Raw genomic sequence first — 14,409 nt, 5'->3', positions numbered from 1 at the left:
TTGCTTCTCCTTATCTGCGAACCCTAATCACACGAACGGGGCGCAATCTCAACGAGCTACTCCACCAGCCACCGTCCCGGATTGAGAATACCCGCCGGATCCCAACGCTGGCGCAACGCACGCATCAAATCGATCGTTGGCGGTGGCGGCCCCCAGCGATCGATCCCGGCGGGGCCGCGTTCAACCACGGCGTAGCCATCCATCTCGGCGAGGGTTTGACGGAGAGCGGGCAGGTGCGTTGCTGCCGCCATTGACCAGCGCCCAACCATCAGGCCAAGACCGGGGAAGATGGTGAGGTGGGAAGGAGCCAGCGCCGTTACCGCATCGATCGCCGCCGCCAGCATCCGCTCAGGCACACCAATGCGCAGCACAAGAGCATCGTCCGGCGCGGAGGGCACTGCCCACAGTTCACGATCATCGGTACTCAGCGTCACCGCTTCCGCCAACGCACAAGCAGCGGTCGCCAATCCAAGCTGGCGCTCGACGGCTGCTGCGACGCCGGCAAACCGAACCGCCAGCGTGACCGTCTCGGCCACAGTGATGGCCAACGCAACCGGTTGCGTTGGCGGTTGCCGGATGGCAGTAGCGGCGTGCAGCGCCGCGGCCGGGGTGGCAAAGACGGCCCGCACCGAGGCGATGCGTTCTGGCAACGGCGCGACTTTAAAGGTGACGGCAGCGATGACGCCGAGCGTACCGAAAGCGCCGAGGTGTAATTTGTGATTATCATAACCAGCTACATTCTTAACCACCCGCCCGCCGCTCTGGACGATCCGGCCATCGCCGAGCACCACCCGCATGCCGAGCAGCCAATCGCGCGGCCCGCCATAGCCGAGCCGCAACGGCCCCCACGCCGCCGTCGCCAACAAGCCACCGATAGGAGCGGTATCAGACGTCGGCGGATCCCACGGCAGCCATTGCCCGTGCTCGGCCAGCACGGCCTGCAATGCGCCCAAAGTGATGCCGGCCTCAACCATCACGACCAGATCGGCGGGATGATACTCGATCACCCGATCGAGCCGGCGTAAATCGAGGGCCAGATCGTAGCGTGGAGGCGGGTTCATCAAAAACTGGCGTGTGCCGGCGCCCCACGGCACCACTGCCGCTTGCGCGCGGGATGCGGCAGCGAGCACCTCGGCCACTTCGGCCACGGTCATCGGTTGCGCCACTTGGCGTGGCCAGCAATCACCAAACGCATACGCAGCGGTTTGAGGCGTTGGTTGAAGAGATTCAACGTTCATCGTTATGCCTTTGCGCCGCCATCAGATCCATGCCCCGCGATCAACTGCGCGCAACGCACCGCGCGCGTGACGAATATCAGCGCAACTGCTGCCGCTCGGCAACAACTTGCACGGATTCATCACGCCAACAGGATCGAAGACCGCCCGCACATCGGCAAAAGCGGCCAAATCTGCCGGGCCGAAGATCCATCCCAAATAATCGCGCTTCTCGATCCCGACCCCGTGTTCGCCGCTAATGGTGCCGCCAGCCGCGACACAGGCCTGCAAAATCTCTTCACTCGCCGCCACTGCCCGCTCGAGCGCACCGGGATGACGCAGATCGAACAGCAACAATGGATGCAGATTGCCGTCACCGGCATGAAAGATATTGACAATGGTGATCTGATGGCGCGTCGCGACCTCTTCGGTGAGCCGCAACAATTCGGGCAACCGCGAACGCGGCACCACCCCATCTTGAATGTGATAGTGGGGCGCAATCCGAGCGCAGGCGGCTAACGCACCCTTGCGCCCGGCCCACAACTTCGCTCGCTGCACTTCATCTTGGGCGGCGCGCAACTCACGCGCACCATACTGCCGGCACAACGCCGCGATCTGCTCAGCCTGCGCCGCTACCTCTTCACCCAAACCGTCAATCTCAATCAATAACACCGCCCGCGCCTCGGCTGGGTAACCGGCCTGCACCGCTGCTTCCACCGCCGCAATCCCCTGCCCGACCAGCATCTCGAGCGCCGCGGGCAGAATGCCGTGGGCAATGATGGCCGATACGGTCGTGCTCGCGGCATCGAGATCGTCGTAAATCGCAAGGAATGTGCGCACCGCTTCCGGGTTTGGCGTCAGCTTGACCAGCGCCTCGGTGACAATGCCAAGAGTGCCTTCGCTGCCAATCATCACCCCAAGCAGATCGTAGCCGGGGGCATCGAGCGCGGCGTGGCCTAGCTCCACCACCCGGCCATCGGCCAACACGACGGTAGCGGCCAAAATATGGTTGGTGGTTACACCATACTTCAAGCAATGTGGCCCACCAGCATTGGTAGCAATATTGCCGCCAATTGTGCTCGAACGCTGGCTGCTTGGATCAGGGGCGAAATGGAGACCGTAGCGAGCGGCGGCAAGACTCAGATCGGTATTGACCACGCCGGCTTGCACGCGGGCAGTGCGGGCAACCGGATCAATCGCGAGGATGCGGTTCAATCGAGCGAGGGAAATGACCAGCCCGCCCTGTTCGGGCACCGAACCACCGGCTAAACCGGTACCGGCGCCCCGCGCCACGATCGGCGCGCCGAGCTGGAACGCCACCTTGACGCAGGCTGCCACCTCGTCAGTGGTGCGCGGCACTACCACCACCTCCGGCATCCCTTGATCGAGCACCGAACCATCGTACTCGTAGAGCATCAGCTCTTCAGGCCGGCGTAATACGATGGCCGGATCAACTACGCGCAGCAGTGCAGCGACAAGATCATCTCTCATAACCTTCGTAAACCTCTCGCTGCCGTCACAGCCAAGGAACGGTAACCAACCGGTTGAACACTACTTCGTGCGCACCCGGCGCTTAAGGTCAATAACCGGACGCCGAAACGAGAGTACGTCGAGCGTGCCACGGGGGTATGACCGCAAGATAAGCGCTAACCCGCGCGGATGCCGCCGCCAAATTCCAGCTAGCGCCAACCCGATCAAGAGTGGTGTCATGACCCACACCAGTACTGGCGTGCCATTGGTAAGTACAATCGAACCGAGCCCTATCCCGACGAGGATCCACTGCACAATCGGCAGGAACAGCATCCGTTCGCGTAGATGAACAAACGCGACCAGATATGCGATCACATACCAGATTGACAGCAGAATCATCAGCAGCAGGAGCCACGAAAGCAGTGTCGCCATAGCCATCCTCGCTATGTCCGCTACATTGCAGAGGCATGATAACACACTTGCGCTGGCACGGCGCTGTCTGGTCAACCCAACGGTGCAAAGGGTTAAAGGTAACGCCGCAGCGCACACGACGGTGCGCAGGGATCGTCATGGGATACGCTGCGCCCTCACCGTCACGACCGCAGACCCTATGTTATAATCAGCCGGCAACGAACCCAATGGCGCAGGGAGTTTTACAGCATGGACAATCGGCCCAGTATCAGCGTCTTCTTCCCCGCTTGCAATGACGCCGGCACTATCGGCAGTATGGTAGTCGCAGCGATCGAGACGCTCGAAGAGATCACCGACGACTACGAAGTAATTGTGGTCGAAAACGGCAGCACCGACTACACTGTCGAAGTGCTCGAGTCGCTGGCCAAACGCTACGACAAGCTGCGGGTTTACACCCACCGGCAGGCGCTCGGTTATGGCGGCGCACTGCGGGTTGGCTTCGCCAAGGCAACGAAAGACCTCATCTTCTACACCGATGGCGATGCTCAGTACGATCCACGTGAACTCAAGCTACTCTTGCCGGCGCTACGCGAGGATGTCGATATTGTCAACGGTTGGAAGATCGATCGCGGCGATCCGTTGCACCGCGTTATTATCGGGCGGATCTATCACCACACCGTTAAATTTCTCTTCGGCTTCAAGTTACGCGACGTCGATTGCGATTTCCGCCTGATTCGCCGCCACGTCTTTGACAACATCGAGCTGGAATCAGACAGCGGTACCATTTGTCTCGAACTAGTCAAGAAATTGCAAGACTCCGGCTACCGGTTCGCTGAAGTGCCGGTGCATCACTATCACCGTACTTACGGCAAGAGCCAGTTCTTCAACTTCCCGCGGCTATGGCGCACGTTTGTGCAGTTGATTGAATTGTGGTGGAAGTTGGTGGTGCGGCGCGAGCATCTGCGCAAACGCAAAACCCGCGCCCAAACCGAGGTTGAGCAGACGACGCGCTGAAACGCCGTAAGCTAACTTTGAGCCAATTCACGCAACCGAGACGGGTTGAGCAGCGTGATGCCGGAGCTGTCCACATCGAGCAGGCGCGCATCGCGGAACTGGTTAATGACTTTGGTGACAGTTTCGCGATAGGCATTGATCATGTCGGCTAGTTGCTGATGGGTACGGCGCGGCAGCCGGGCCGGTTGCGGCGTCGCGACCGGCTGGGTCTCAGACATCTCGAGTAGCACCGAAGCCAAACGGGCCGGTACCGACTTGAACGCCACCTCTTCGATCCGGCGGCTGACAATCAGTCGTTGCTGACCGAGCAATTCGAGCATTGCCGTCGCCAACGCGCCATCATTCGCGATCGCATGCAGCGCCTCGGCCCGCGGCACGGCCAACGCGCGCACCGGTGTCAACGCCTCGGCAAAGGTGTCGTAGGTTGCTTCGCGCTCTAGGGCGCTCAAGCCAAACACTTGGCCGCTCTCAACGACGCGCACGGTCAGCAACCTTCCTTCCCGCGAAGCAAGGTGCAAGCCAACCTGCCCATTGGCCAACAAATAGATCATCTGTGCCGGTTGGGCTGGAGTATAGATGGTGCTGTGCCGGCGGAATGACTGCGCCTGCCCTAATGGGGCCAAGCGATGCCAGACGAAGGATTCCGCTTCATGCAGCCGTGATGCCATGCCTTATCCCTTTCCGCGCCATCTCGACCGGCCAATGTGGAGCGTTTCATTGCTATGGTATTGTACCATAAGCTTTCGTTCATCGCCCCTAATAAAATGAGCATTGGTATAATAATCTTATGAAGCATCGCAACCCTCTTTGGCAGCGCTGGTTCCGGATCGTATGGTGGGTGGGGTTGAGCATCTGGTTGGCTGCTTGTGCGGCGCCGGCAACGCCAACACCGATCAGCACGCTGCCGCCAACCGCGACGCCGCTGCCAACCGCGACGCCACTGCCACGCGGCGGCACACTAAATCTGCGGATTGCTGCCAATATTACCGATCTGCGCCCGTGGCAACCGCGATCGCGCGGCGAAGAACATCTGATCGGCTTGCTGTACAGCGGTTTGATGCGCCTCGACGCTGATCTCTGGCCTACTCCTGATCTAGCCGAACGGCTCGATATCGATGCCGAAGGCCGGACGCTCACCGTTACTCTGCGCCCTGATCTGCGCTGGCACGACGGCCAACCGCTGACCGCGGCTGATGTGCTCTTTACCCTCGAAGCGTTGCGTAGTTTACCCGAAACCAGCACGGCGTTGTTAGCCGATCTGCGCTACATTGCCACCGCCTCTGCCCCTGATGAACGCACCGTGGTGATCGAGCTGCGCAGCCGGTATGCGCCGATGCTCAGTTTGCTGGCTGTGCCGATCCTGCCCCGCCACCTCTTCGCCGGGCGCGAGCTGAGCCAGATTAATTTCTTGAATCAGCCGATTGGCAGTGGGCCGTTTCGCCTGACCGAACGGCAAACCAACGGTAGTCTCGTTCTCGATCGGTTTGAACAGTATCACCACGGCGCGCCGCTGCTCGATCGCGTGGTCTTGACCGTTATGCCTGAAACTAGCCTCACCCAGAGCGCGCTGCGCGATGGCCGGTTGCAAGCCGCCGAATTGCCGTGGGGCAGCCAAGATGCCCTCGCCGATGTGACCACCCTGCGCAGCGGTAGCATCCCCGAAAACGGCGTGTATTTTTTAGCCTTCAATTTGCGCCCCGGACGGCCCTTTGCCGATGTCCGCTTGCGGCAAGCAATAGCTACTGCCATCGATCTGCCCCGGCTGGTCGAGACGGCCACCAAAGGCGCCGGCATCCCGGTTGGCAACGGCGCATTGCCGGGGAGTTGGGCCGACCTGACCCCGCCGATGACAGCCGGCGACTTGCCGGCGGCGCGTGAAATCCTTGACGCTGCCGGCTGGACGTTGCCGGCAGGGGCGACGATTCGCCAACGCGAGGGTGTGCCGCTGATTGCCCGCCTCTACGTGCGCAACGACGACGAACGGCGGTTGGTGGCGGCGCGGCGCATTGCCGAAATCGCTGCCAGCATCGGCATTCAGATTGTGGTTGAACCAGCCGACTTTGCTACCGTCATTCTCGCCCGTTATGTCGCGCCTTACGATTTCGACCTCTTGCTAGGCAGTTGGATCAACGGCGCCGGCGATCCGGCTTTCGCCGATACTATGTTCTACGACCCCGACGATTTCGCTCTCTTCCATTCCAGCCAGCTCGCACAGGGGCCGGGTGATACGCGGGCCACGCGCAACTTTGTTGGTTTTAACGATCCGGTCTACGATGAACAGGCGCTGATTGCCCGCCAACTCTATGGCCGAGACGAGCGGCGCAGTGCGATTGCCCAGACGCAGGCCCGCCTTGCCAGCGAGTTGCCCTATTTGTACCTGTGGGTTGATCGCGCGGCGGTGGTACTCGATAGTCGCTTTCGCACGCTCGATGGCCCGATCGATCTGAGTACGCCGCGGTATTTGTGGAATATTGAACGGTGGTATTTAGAACGGTAGGCAGTAGGCAAGAGGAAGCCGTGCTTGAACATCCCCTGTCTGCCCACTCCCTGCCTCTCTATATTAGGTGGAACGTATGACCAACCCCTTTAGCGAACGCGGGCGCATCGTCGATCCGGGCAAATTTGTTGGGCGGTGGCGTGAGCTTGGCGCGGCATGTGAGCAACTCGAACGGCGGCGGCCAATTTTGCTGTATGGGCCGAGCGGTAGCGGGCGCTCGTCGCTGCTCACCCATCTCGCCCAAGCTGCCGGCGCAGTGCTCGAAATTCCCAATCTCAACGCCTTCTATCTCGATCTGGCCGTGTTGCCCGACGCCGCCACCACCTATGGCCTGATCGTGCGCGCACTCGGCGGCAGCGAACCGACTATCGCTGCGCTTGAACGGCGGTTGGCCGCCAATGGGCGTCCGGTGCTGATCTGCCTCGATGGGGTTGAGTCGGCAATCGCCGCCGGTTGGGGCGAAGACCTGCTCGAACGATTAGGCCGGCTGGCCCGGCGCAGTTCCCCCGGCTACCACGGCGTCGCCGGGCCGACCGGTCAGAGCATGGCCTACGATCTGATGGTGGTTGGGGCCGTGCGCGGGGCGCCGCCGACGCTCAGCGAACCGTTCGCCACCGTGCGGCTCGGCCCGCTCAGCTTTGCTGAAGCGCGTATGCTGCTCGACAGCTACCTTGAGGAAGGCGAACCGCTCTTTAGCGCCGACGAAGTGCGTGAACTGATGGTGCTCAGCGCCGGCCAGCCGGCTTTCTTGCAGCGCGCCGCCTACCACCTCTACGAAACGCGCCGCCGGCCAACCTATCGCTGGCGCAAAGCTTACCGCGCCGAACTGCGCGAAAATCCGCCGGTCGAGAACCCGCTCCCGCCGGCCATCTTCGAGGCCGAAGACGATGACGAAGATGATGACGAAACCGTGCAAGCTGAATTACCGCCGACCGAAACGTCGTCGCTCCCGCGCCGCCGCGCTAGCCTCACCCCCAGCGACGATCTACGCCCGCTTTTGGCCGCAGTCGGGCCGTTGCTCGCCGGTTTGGTCGGCATGCAAGCCAGCAACTCGTGGCCGGTCGGAATCGCGATTGGCGCCGCTGGCTACCTCTCAGTCATCATTTGGAACTGGCGACGCGGGGAGGGGTGAATGTTGCGCGCTCATCACACCGCCATCGCCACCACCAACGCCAATATCACAAAGATAAGTAACGCAAACCCTATGTCACCGCCACCTGACTCTGCTGGAGTTTCGGCACGCAGATAGACCACTGGCGGCGGTGTGGGCAGCGGTAGCGCCGCGCTGGCTACCGTTACACCTACCAGCGCCGTCAGCCCCAATAGAAAGATGGTCATTATGGCGCGCCTCCTTGTAAATGTCTCATTGGCACTAATGAGTGCCGGTTGAAAAATGTACTATACTAGTATAGTGTCAATTTTACACTATTTGTATCGGGTTGTCAAGTGGTTGTTCCCGTAGCGGACGCCGAAAATGCGACTCATTTCCTCCCCTCTGCATGCGCTGCGCCTTGGCGGTACCACCCGCTGCGCCTTGGTAGTGGCTCTCTCCCCCGGCCCTTCTCCCGAAGTCGCCCCTATTCCCTATCCTCCTCCCCCAGCGGGGAGGGGGCAACTTGCTCTCGCTCTCAGCAGGGGAGGATTGGGGGTGAGGGGATCATTCCCAAACGCCCGCTGCGTTCTCTGCGCCTTAGTGGTGGTCTTCATCCCCATCCCCCTCACCCAGCGAGGGAAGGAGATGAGGGGTGAGCCTGCTCCTAGCGGTTGCTACCGTGGAGGGCGCGGGATAATTCCATTCTCAACCCTTTGCACCTTGGTGGAGCCGGACAGCCGTCCGGCTCTCCTGCATCTTTGCGTTCAAACCCTCTGCGTCCTCTGCGGTAAACAGATACGAAACCGTCCAAAACGTAACGAGGGCGGCTGCATTGCAGCCGCCCTCAACCGAACATATCGCTTGATTTACCGCATACTGCGGCGCACCACCATCCCACCCAACGCGGTCAGGGCCAACGCGGTCAGGGCTAGCGCCGCTAGCGGCAGCGTCTCACCGCTTGTGGTGGGCAGCACCGCTGGCGCTGCCGTGGTTACCGGCGCGGTCACTGCGAGCTGCGGGGTGATGTTGGCAACGAAGTTGGTGGCAAAGACACTGTAGATCTGACCAGCATTGACAGTCGTGCCCGCCAAGTTGATCACCACCGCATCACCGCCAGCCGGAGTCACCTGCAGATCGTAGGTGCCTGCCGGAACTTCGAGATAGTTGCTGGCATCGGGAAAGGCCAAGTTGCTGATCAGGGTCGTACCATTAGCCAGCTTGACATCTACCGCCGGGGCATCGGGCGAGAAGTGGTACACCCGTACCTTGGCTTGGCCAGCCGCCGGAGCGCGCAAATCATCAACGATCACCTGCGGCTTGATGCTGGCCACCGGGCCAACCGCAGCGATAGTGTAGGCCTTGCCCGCCTCGATCGTCACGTTGGCATCGATCACCGCCGAACCGGCGCCGGCACCCGTTGGCGCGACCTGCACGCGGTAAGTGCCCGCCGGCAGATCAAGGTAAGGGCTCGCAGCAAAGAAGCCGACGTTGGTCAATACTGCATTCCCGTTGACGAACACATCCACTGCCGGCGCGTCGGGCGAAGCGTGGATCACACGCACTTTCGCCGCGCCGCTCTGGGCAAAGGCAGCTGGCACAACCAACAGGGCGAACAAGAGGGCAGTGGTCAGGGCAATCGACAGCTTGCGAAACACGGATGTCTCCTCCCTACAATACAACGCTTCCTCACGTACCGGTATTGGCAATTCTTTGCAAATATCTTGCACAATTTCCGGCTTCACTACTCTTTACGGGCGCGAGGAGCAAGTGGATGTATGGAACGGAGACAATTTCAACTATCCAGAGATAAACGATCACTCGCAACTTGTTTCCTAGCGATCCCCAACAACCGGGGATAGTGTGCTATCCCCGGTTGAGTCCTGCTATCTCAGTTAGCCCGTAAAGGGTTGCCAACGCTTATCCTTCTCGCTCATCTCGGTGACCGGCAACGGCCAGATAATACCAAACGCCGGATCATCGTAGCGCACGCCGCCCTCGGCGCTTGGGGTGTAGTATTGCGACACCTGATAGAAGACCTCGGTGTCATCTTCGAGCGTTTGAAAGCCGTGAGCAAACCCTTCGGGGACGTACAGCGCCAACCGGTTAGCTGCCGTCAGCTTCACCCCAATCCAACGCTTGTAGGTGGGCGAATCGGGTCGCAAGTCGATAATCACATCGTAAATTGCGCCCCGAATACAGCGCACCAGCTTGGTTTCGGCGTAGGGTGCGTGCTGGAAATGCATGCCACGCAGGGTTCCCGCCACTCGGTTGTAAGAAAGGTTCATCTGCACAACCCGATTGACCAACCCATGCTCGGCAAACTCGTTTTGAGCCCAAACGCGGGCAAAGAACCCGCGATTGTCTTCGTACAACTCTGGCTCGATGATGTACGCATCTTTCAGCTCAGTGGGCATGAACCGCATCGTCTCGCTCCTCTAACCATTGCTCACGCCGATTACAACTCGCCGCGGCGCTGCAACTCTTGGCGGAACCACGGGATTGTCTGTTCAAGACCTTCGCGCAGCGTCACCTTCGGTTCCCAGTTGAGGATCCGGCGCGCCTTGCTGATGTCGGGCTGGCGCACCTGCGGATCGTCTTTGGTGCGCAGGTCGCGGTAGGTCACACCGGCCTTATTGCCGGTAATCTCGTTCACGATCTGCGCAAATTCGGCGATAGTGAATTCGCCGGGATTCCCGATGTTGACCGGTTCGACCTCGTCGCTAAACAATAACCGGTAGACTCCCTCGACCAGATCAGAGACGTACTGGAATGAGCGGGTTTGGCTGCCGTCGCCGTAGATCGTCAGCGGCTCGCCGCGCAGCGCCTGCGCAATGAAGTTGGGTACCACTCGGCCATCGCGCAACCGCATGCGCGGGCCGTAAGTGTTGAAGATACGTACAATCCGCGTCTCGACACCGTGGTAGGTATGATAGGCCATTGTCATCGCTTCGGCAAAACGCTTGGCTTCATCATAGACGCCGCGCGGCCCAACCGGATTGACGTGGCCATAGTAGGTTTCCGGCTGTGGATGGACTTGTGGATCACCGTAGACCTCTGAGGTCGAGGCCAACAAGAAGCGCGCGCCCTTGGCTCGCGCTAAGCCCAACGCTTTGTGCGTGCCTAGAGCGCCTACCTTGAGCGTCTGGATCGGTAATTCGAGATAATCAATCGGCGACGCCGGCGAGGCAAAGTGGAGGATAGCATCAATAGGCCCTTCGATGTAAATATAGTTGGTGACGTCGTGATGAATGAAGAGGAAGCGGGGATGACCAGCCAAATGAGCAATATTGTCGGTGTTGCCGGTGATCAAATTATCCATCGCGATCACCGTATGACCTTCGGCCAAAAAGCGATCACACAGGTGCGATCCCAGAAACCCTGCCCCGCCAGTAATAAGCACGCGCATAACTGAAGTTCTCCTTAGTATCGCTATCAGTGGGTATTGTAGCCGTTTATCGTGAAGGTCTGATGAACATCCGGCTGTTAGTTATTAACATCTTGCATCAGATGAATCCCAGTAGTATTGGCGGTGCTCGCGATAGAAGGCAATGGTTCGCGCCAAGCCAGTGCGGAGATCAATGCGCGGCTGCCAGCCAAGCATGCTCCGAATGCGGCGATCATCGGCGTAGTAGTCACCAATATCGATCGGTTTGCGATCGTCCGGGTAAGGAATGATCTCAAAACTGCCACCGCCCGCCACTTCGACCATTAGCGCTGCCAGATCGCGCAGGTTGATCACCTCAAGACCGCCTAGATTGAAAATCTGTCCGGCGGCTGCCGGATGGACGGCAGCCAGCAACATCGCCTCTACACAATCATCCACATAGGTAAAATCGCGCAATTGCATACCGTCGCCCCACACCTGTATCGGTTTTCCTTCGATAACATTCTTGATCCAAATGCCAAGAAAGGTTTGGCGTGCATCTTTCACCCGCATGCGCGGGCCGTAGGTGTTGGTCAGGCGCAAGGCGCAGGCGCGAATGCCGTAGACATTATTGTAGAGAATGTGGTACCACTCGCCGGCCATCTTGTTGATCCCATTGACATCCACCGGATGGAGCAGATGGCGTTCATCGACCGGCAGATAGTCGGGTTTGCCGTAGATCTGGCGGGTGGAAGCATATACAATCGTAATCCGTGGATTGTTTTTGCGGCAAGCTTCGAGAATCGAAAGTTGCGCTCGGCAATTGATATCAAGATCGATATACGGGTTGCGCATTGAGTCGAGATGACTGGTCTGGCCGGCCAGATTAAAGAGAAAATCGTGCCCCTGCACCAGATAATCCATCGAGTATTCATCGCGCACATCGGCAATATTTACCCGCACCTGATCCTCGATCCCGGCGATATTGTAGAGATTACCACCGTATTCCGGGATCAGTGAGTCGACTAGTGTCACCTTAGCGCCTAGATCAACCAAGCGATGGGCTAAATTTGAACCAATAAACCCTAGCCCACCGGTAATTAACACCTGTGAGCCGGCAAATATCGTGCGATCAATCATACGAACCCCATGCGTATCGTTTCGGCGACTGTCATCACGTCGTCATAGCTCAATTCCGGATACATTGGCAGCGACAGAATCCGCCCGGCCAAATCCTCAGTGACCGGCAAACTGCCCGAATGATAGCCAAGATCGGCATAGGCCGGTTGTAGATGGGTTGGCGCCGGATAATGAACATCACATCCAATCCCGTGCGCTAGCAGGTGTTCGCGCAAGCGATCGCGGGTCGCCCGGTCAGCAAGCGTGATCACGTAGAGATGATAGACGTGGCCCGGTTCATCAACTGGCAAGCCAACCGGTAAATCAGCTAGCGCGGCGGCGTACCAACTAGCCCGTTCGCGCCGCGCGGCATTGGCAGCGGCAAGGCGAGGCAACTTCACCCGTAGCAACGCCGCTTGCAGTTCATCAAGCCGCGAGTTGCGCCCGCCGGCTTCCGTCGTGTAATACTTACGTTCCCAGCCGTACATCCGCAGGCGGCGCAGCCGTTCGGCCAATTCAGGATTATTTGTCACAACCGCGCCGCCATCACCCAATGCACCGAGATTCTTGCTGGGGTAGAAGCTAAACGCAGCCAAATGCCCCCACTGCCCGGCCATGCGCGGCGCGGCGCCGGCATCGAGCCGCCATGCGCCGTGTGCCTGCGCCGCGTCTTCAATCACCGTCAGCCCATACTGTTCGGCCACTGCCATAATTGCCGCCATATCGGCCAGCCGCCCAAACAAATGTACTGGGATGACTGCCTTGGTTCGCGGGGTGATCGCTGCCGCCAATGCCGCCGGATCCATGGTTTGCGTCACCGGATCGATCTCCACTAACACTGGCCGCGCGCCGGCTTGGAGGATCGCCGCGACATCATACATACAAGCGTTCGCCACCGTGATGACCTCGTCACCCGGCCCGACTCCGGCCGCGGCTAACGCTAAATAGAGCGCTTCGGCGCCGCTGGCGACACCTACACAGTGCTCAACACCGCACAACGTGGCGAATTCGCGCTCGAAACCGGCCACTTCAGCGCCCAAGATATACCAGCCGCTCGCAATTACCCGCTCGGCAGCAGCAAGCAATTCGGCTTGCAAGGCTTGATGACTGCGCTGCAAATTGCCAAACGGCACCCGCCATGTGATGGTCATTCCGTTACTCCTACACTATTGTTACGTGCTGCAATTGGCAATGAGGGTTGGTACCACGGCGTAATAGTACCTGATCCTTGTTGCATGACGCCATTTTTCACGGTACAGTAGATCCATACAATCCAAACAGAAAGGAGGTGAAGGCTCATGTTCTTGAATCAATGGCAGAAAACGATCATCGTTGCGCAATTGTACCGTGAGCGCGGGCAAGGGTTAGCCGAATACGGGTTGATTATTACCTTAATTGCACTAGTTTGTGTGTTAGCGATTAGCGCTATCGGCGGATCCTTGTCTGACATGATCACTACGGTGGCGGCCATTTTCCAATAAGTATTAGTGTGGAATTCATTGTAATGAGGTCTCAAGGCACCAAGATATCAATGTTGATTATCTTCGCGCCTTGAGATTATTCTTCCGCCACCTTAGCCAATCGTGCCCGATCAAGCACAATCACCCGCCCCCGCTCCAACTTCACTAACCGCTCTTCAGCCATCTGGCGTAACGCTCGCCCGGCGATCTCGCGCACGGTACCGGTGCGCTCGGCTAACTCTTGATGGGTCATTTCGGCAGCCCCACCTGCGGCCTCAGCCAACAATAGCCGTGCTAAGCGCGCCCGCACCGAACGAAAGGCGAGGTCTTCAACCAGCGTTACTAATTCGCGTAATTGGCCGGCCAAGTCCGAGAGCGCGGCCAGTGCCAGATCAGGATGTTTGCGGATTAGTGCCAGCAGATCGTCGCGGGCTAACAACAAACAGGTCACATGGCTCATAGCCCGTGCTGTTGCCGGGCTCAGGCCACCGTCAAAGATCGGCACCGCATTGAAATACTCGCCCGGCCCCGCCATGGCCAGCACTTGCTCGCGGCCATCAGGCGCCGTGCGCGAGAGACGCACCCGCCCGCGCACCACAAAAAAGATGGCATGCGCCGGCTGATCTTCGTGTATGATATGTTGGCCGGGCCGGTAGTGGCAGATATGGACGCGCCGCGCCGTGTCGGCCAGTGTTGTTTCATCAAGGCTGGCAAATAATGGAATGGCGCGCAGGTCTTCAATCGTCATTGCGCTGCTCTCAATCTTC

General features: G+C 59.4%; 15 protein-coding genes. 4 read left to right on the top strand and 11 right to left on the bottom strand.

Translation table 11 applies throughout. The features are described from left to right. Nucleotides 1-56 precede the first annotated feature (56 nt). Genes Q1A00_RS13885 through Q1A00_RS13875 form a run of 3 tightly spaced genes read right to left on the bottom strand, consistent with a single transcriptional unit; the run spans nt 57 to nt 3,116 of the window. Nucleotides 57-1,238, bottom strand: a complete 1,182-nt coding sequence (locus Q1A00_RS13885) for an FAD-binding oxidoreductase (RefSeq protein ID WP_299757390.1) — start codon at nt 1,236-1,238, stop codon at nt 57-59. A 21-nt stretch (nt 1,239-1,259) separates the two neighbouring features. Then, nucleotides 1,260-2,705: an FAD-linked oxidase C-terminal domain-containing protein gene (locus Q1A00_RS13880; RefSeq protein WP_298401569.1), complete on the bottom strand. Its 1,446-nt coding sequence runs from the start codon at nt 2,703-2,705 to the stop codon at nt 1,260-1,262. A gap of 60 nt (nt 2,706-2,765) precedes the next feature. Continuing rightward, nucleotides 2,766-3,116 (bottom strand): hypothetical protein, encoded by a 351-nt coding sequence (locus Q1A00_RS13875; RefSeq protein ID WP_298401570.1) that lies wholly within the window; start codon nt 3,114-3,116, stop codon nt 2,766-2,768. A 228-nt stretch (nt 3,117-3,344) separates the two neighbouring features. Between Q1A00_RS13875 and Q1A00_RS13870 the strand changes: the two genes are divergently transcribed. Further along, nucleotides 3,345-4,109, top strand: coding sequence for a glycosyltransferase family 2 protein (locus Q1A00_RS13870; protein ID WP_298401572.1), 765 nt, complete (start codon nt 3,345-3,347; stop codon nt 4,107-4,109). An 11-nt stretch (nt 4,110-4,120) separates the two neighbouring features. On the opposite strand, the gene Q1A00_RS13865 is transcribed toward Q1A00_RS13870, so the two are convergent. Beyond that, complete coding sequence (locus Q1A00_RS13865) at nt 4,121-4,777, bottom strand: Crp/Fnr family transcriptional regulator (protein ID WP_298401574.1); 657 nt, start codon at nt 4,775-4,777, stop codon at nt 4,121-4,123. Nucleotides 4,778-4,896: 119 nt separating this feature from the next. On the opposite strand from Q1A00_RS13865, the gene Q1A00_RS13860 reads away from it, so the two are divergent. Together Q1A00_RS13860 and Q1A00_RS13855 are read left to right on the top strand one after the other, a co-directional pair. Continuing rightward, nucleotides 4,897-6,606, top strand: coding sequence for a peptide ABC transporter substrate-binding protein (locus tag Q1A00_RS13860; RefSeq protein ID WP_298401577.1), 1,710 nt, complete (start codon nt 4,897-4,899; stop codon nt 6,604-6,606). Nucleotides 6,607-6,682: 76 nt separating this feature from the next. Further along, the gene (locus Q1A00_RS13855) at nt 6,683-7,738 is read left to right on the top strand and encodes an ATP-binding protein (protein WP_298401579.1); all 1,056 of its coding nucleotides are present in this window, start codon (nt 6,683-6,685) and stop codon (nt 7,736-7,738) included. A gap of 14 nt (nt 7,739-7,752) precedes the next feature. On the opposite strand, the gene Q1A00_RS13850 is transcribed toward Q1A00_RS13855, so the two are convergent. From Q1A00_RS13850 to Q1A00_RS13825, 6 genes are all read right to left on the bottom strand, one after another. Beyond that, a complete protein-coding gene (locus tag Q1A00_RS13850) occupies nt 7,753-7,944 on the bottom strand; it encodes a hypothetical protein (RefSeq protein ID WP_298401580.1) in 192 nt (63 codons plus the stop codon). A 621-nt stretch (nt 7,945-8,565) separates the two neighbouring features. After that, nucleotides 8,566-9,354 (bottom strand): DUF4397 domain-containing protein, encoded by a 789-nt coding sequence (locus Q1A00_RS13845; protein ID WP_298401581.1) that lies wholly within the window; start codon nt 9,352-9,354, stop codon nt 8,566-8,568. 237 nt (nt 9,355-9,591) lie between these two features. Beyond that, nucleotides 9,592-10,122, bottom strand: a complete 531-nt coding sequence (gene rfbC / locus Q1A00_RS13840) for a dTDP-4-dehydrorhamnose 3,5-epimerase (RefSeq protein WP_298401582.1) — start codon at nt 10,120-10,122, stop codon at nt 9,592-9,594. 32 nt (nt 10,123-10,154) lie between these two features. Continuing rightward, nucleotides 10,155-11,105: a UDP-glucuronic acid decarboxylase family protein gene (locus tag Q1A00_RS13835; RefSeq protein WP_298401583.1), complete on the bottom strand. Its 951-nt coding sequence runs from the start codon at nt 11,103-11,105 to the stop codon at nt 10,155-10,157. Nucleotides 11,106-11,189: 84 nt separating this feature from the next. Then, nucleotides 11,190-12,203, bottom strand: a complete 1,014-nt coding sequence (locus Q1A00_RS13830) for an NAD(P)-dependent oxidoreductase (protein WP_298401584.1) — start codon at nt 12,201-12,203, stop codon at nt 11,190-11,192. Then, entirely contained in the window at nt 12,200-13,333 is a 1,134-nt protein-coding gene (locus Q1A00_RS13825) for a DegT/DnrJ/EryC1/StrS aminotransferase family protein (protein ID WP_298401586.1), read from the bottom strand. Before Q1A00_RS13825 ends, Q1A00_RS13830 begins: the two co-directional genes overlap by 4 nt. Nucleotides 13,334-13,480: 147 nt before the next feature. On the opposite strand from Q1A00_RS13825, the gene Q1A00_RS13820 reads away from it, so the two are divergent. Continuing rightward, the gene (locus Q1A00_RS13820) at nt 13,481-13,663 is read left to right on the top strand and encodes a hypothetical protein (protein ID WP_299757381.1); all 183 of its coding nucleotides are present in this window, start codon (nt 13,481-13,483) and stop codon (nt 13,661-13,663) included. 76 nt (nt 13,664-13,739) lie between these two features. On the opposite strand, the gene Q1A00_RS13815 is transcribed toward Q1A00_RS13820, so the two are convergent. Then, on the bottom strand, nt 13,740-14,390 hold the full coding sequence (locus tag Q1A00_RS13815; protein ID WP_366144831.1) for a Crp/Fnr family transcriptional regulator: 651 nt from the start codon (nt 14,388-14,390) through the stop codon (nt 13,740-13,742). Between the last annotated feature and the right edge of the window lie 19 nt (nt 14,391-14,409).

Source organism: uncultured Chloroflexus sp. (assembly GCF_938091255.1).
GTDB lineage: Bacteria > Chloroflexota > Chloroflexia > Chloroflexales > Chloroflexaceae > Chloroflexus.
The sequence above is the reverse complement of the archived record's forward strand: the minus strand, read 5'-3'. Positions and strand labels throughout refer to the sequence as shown.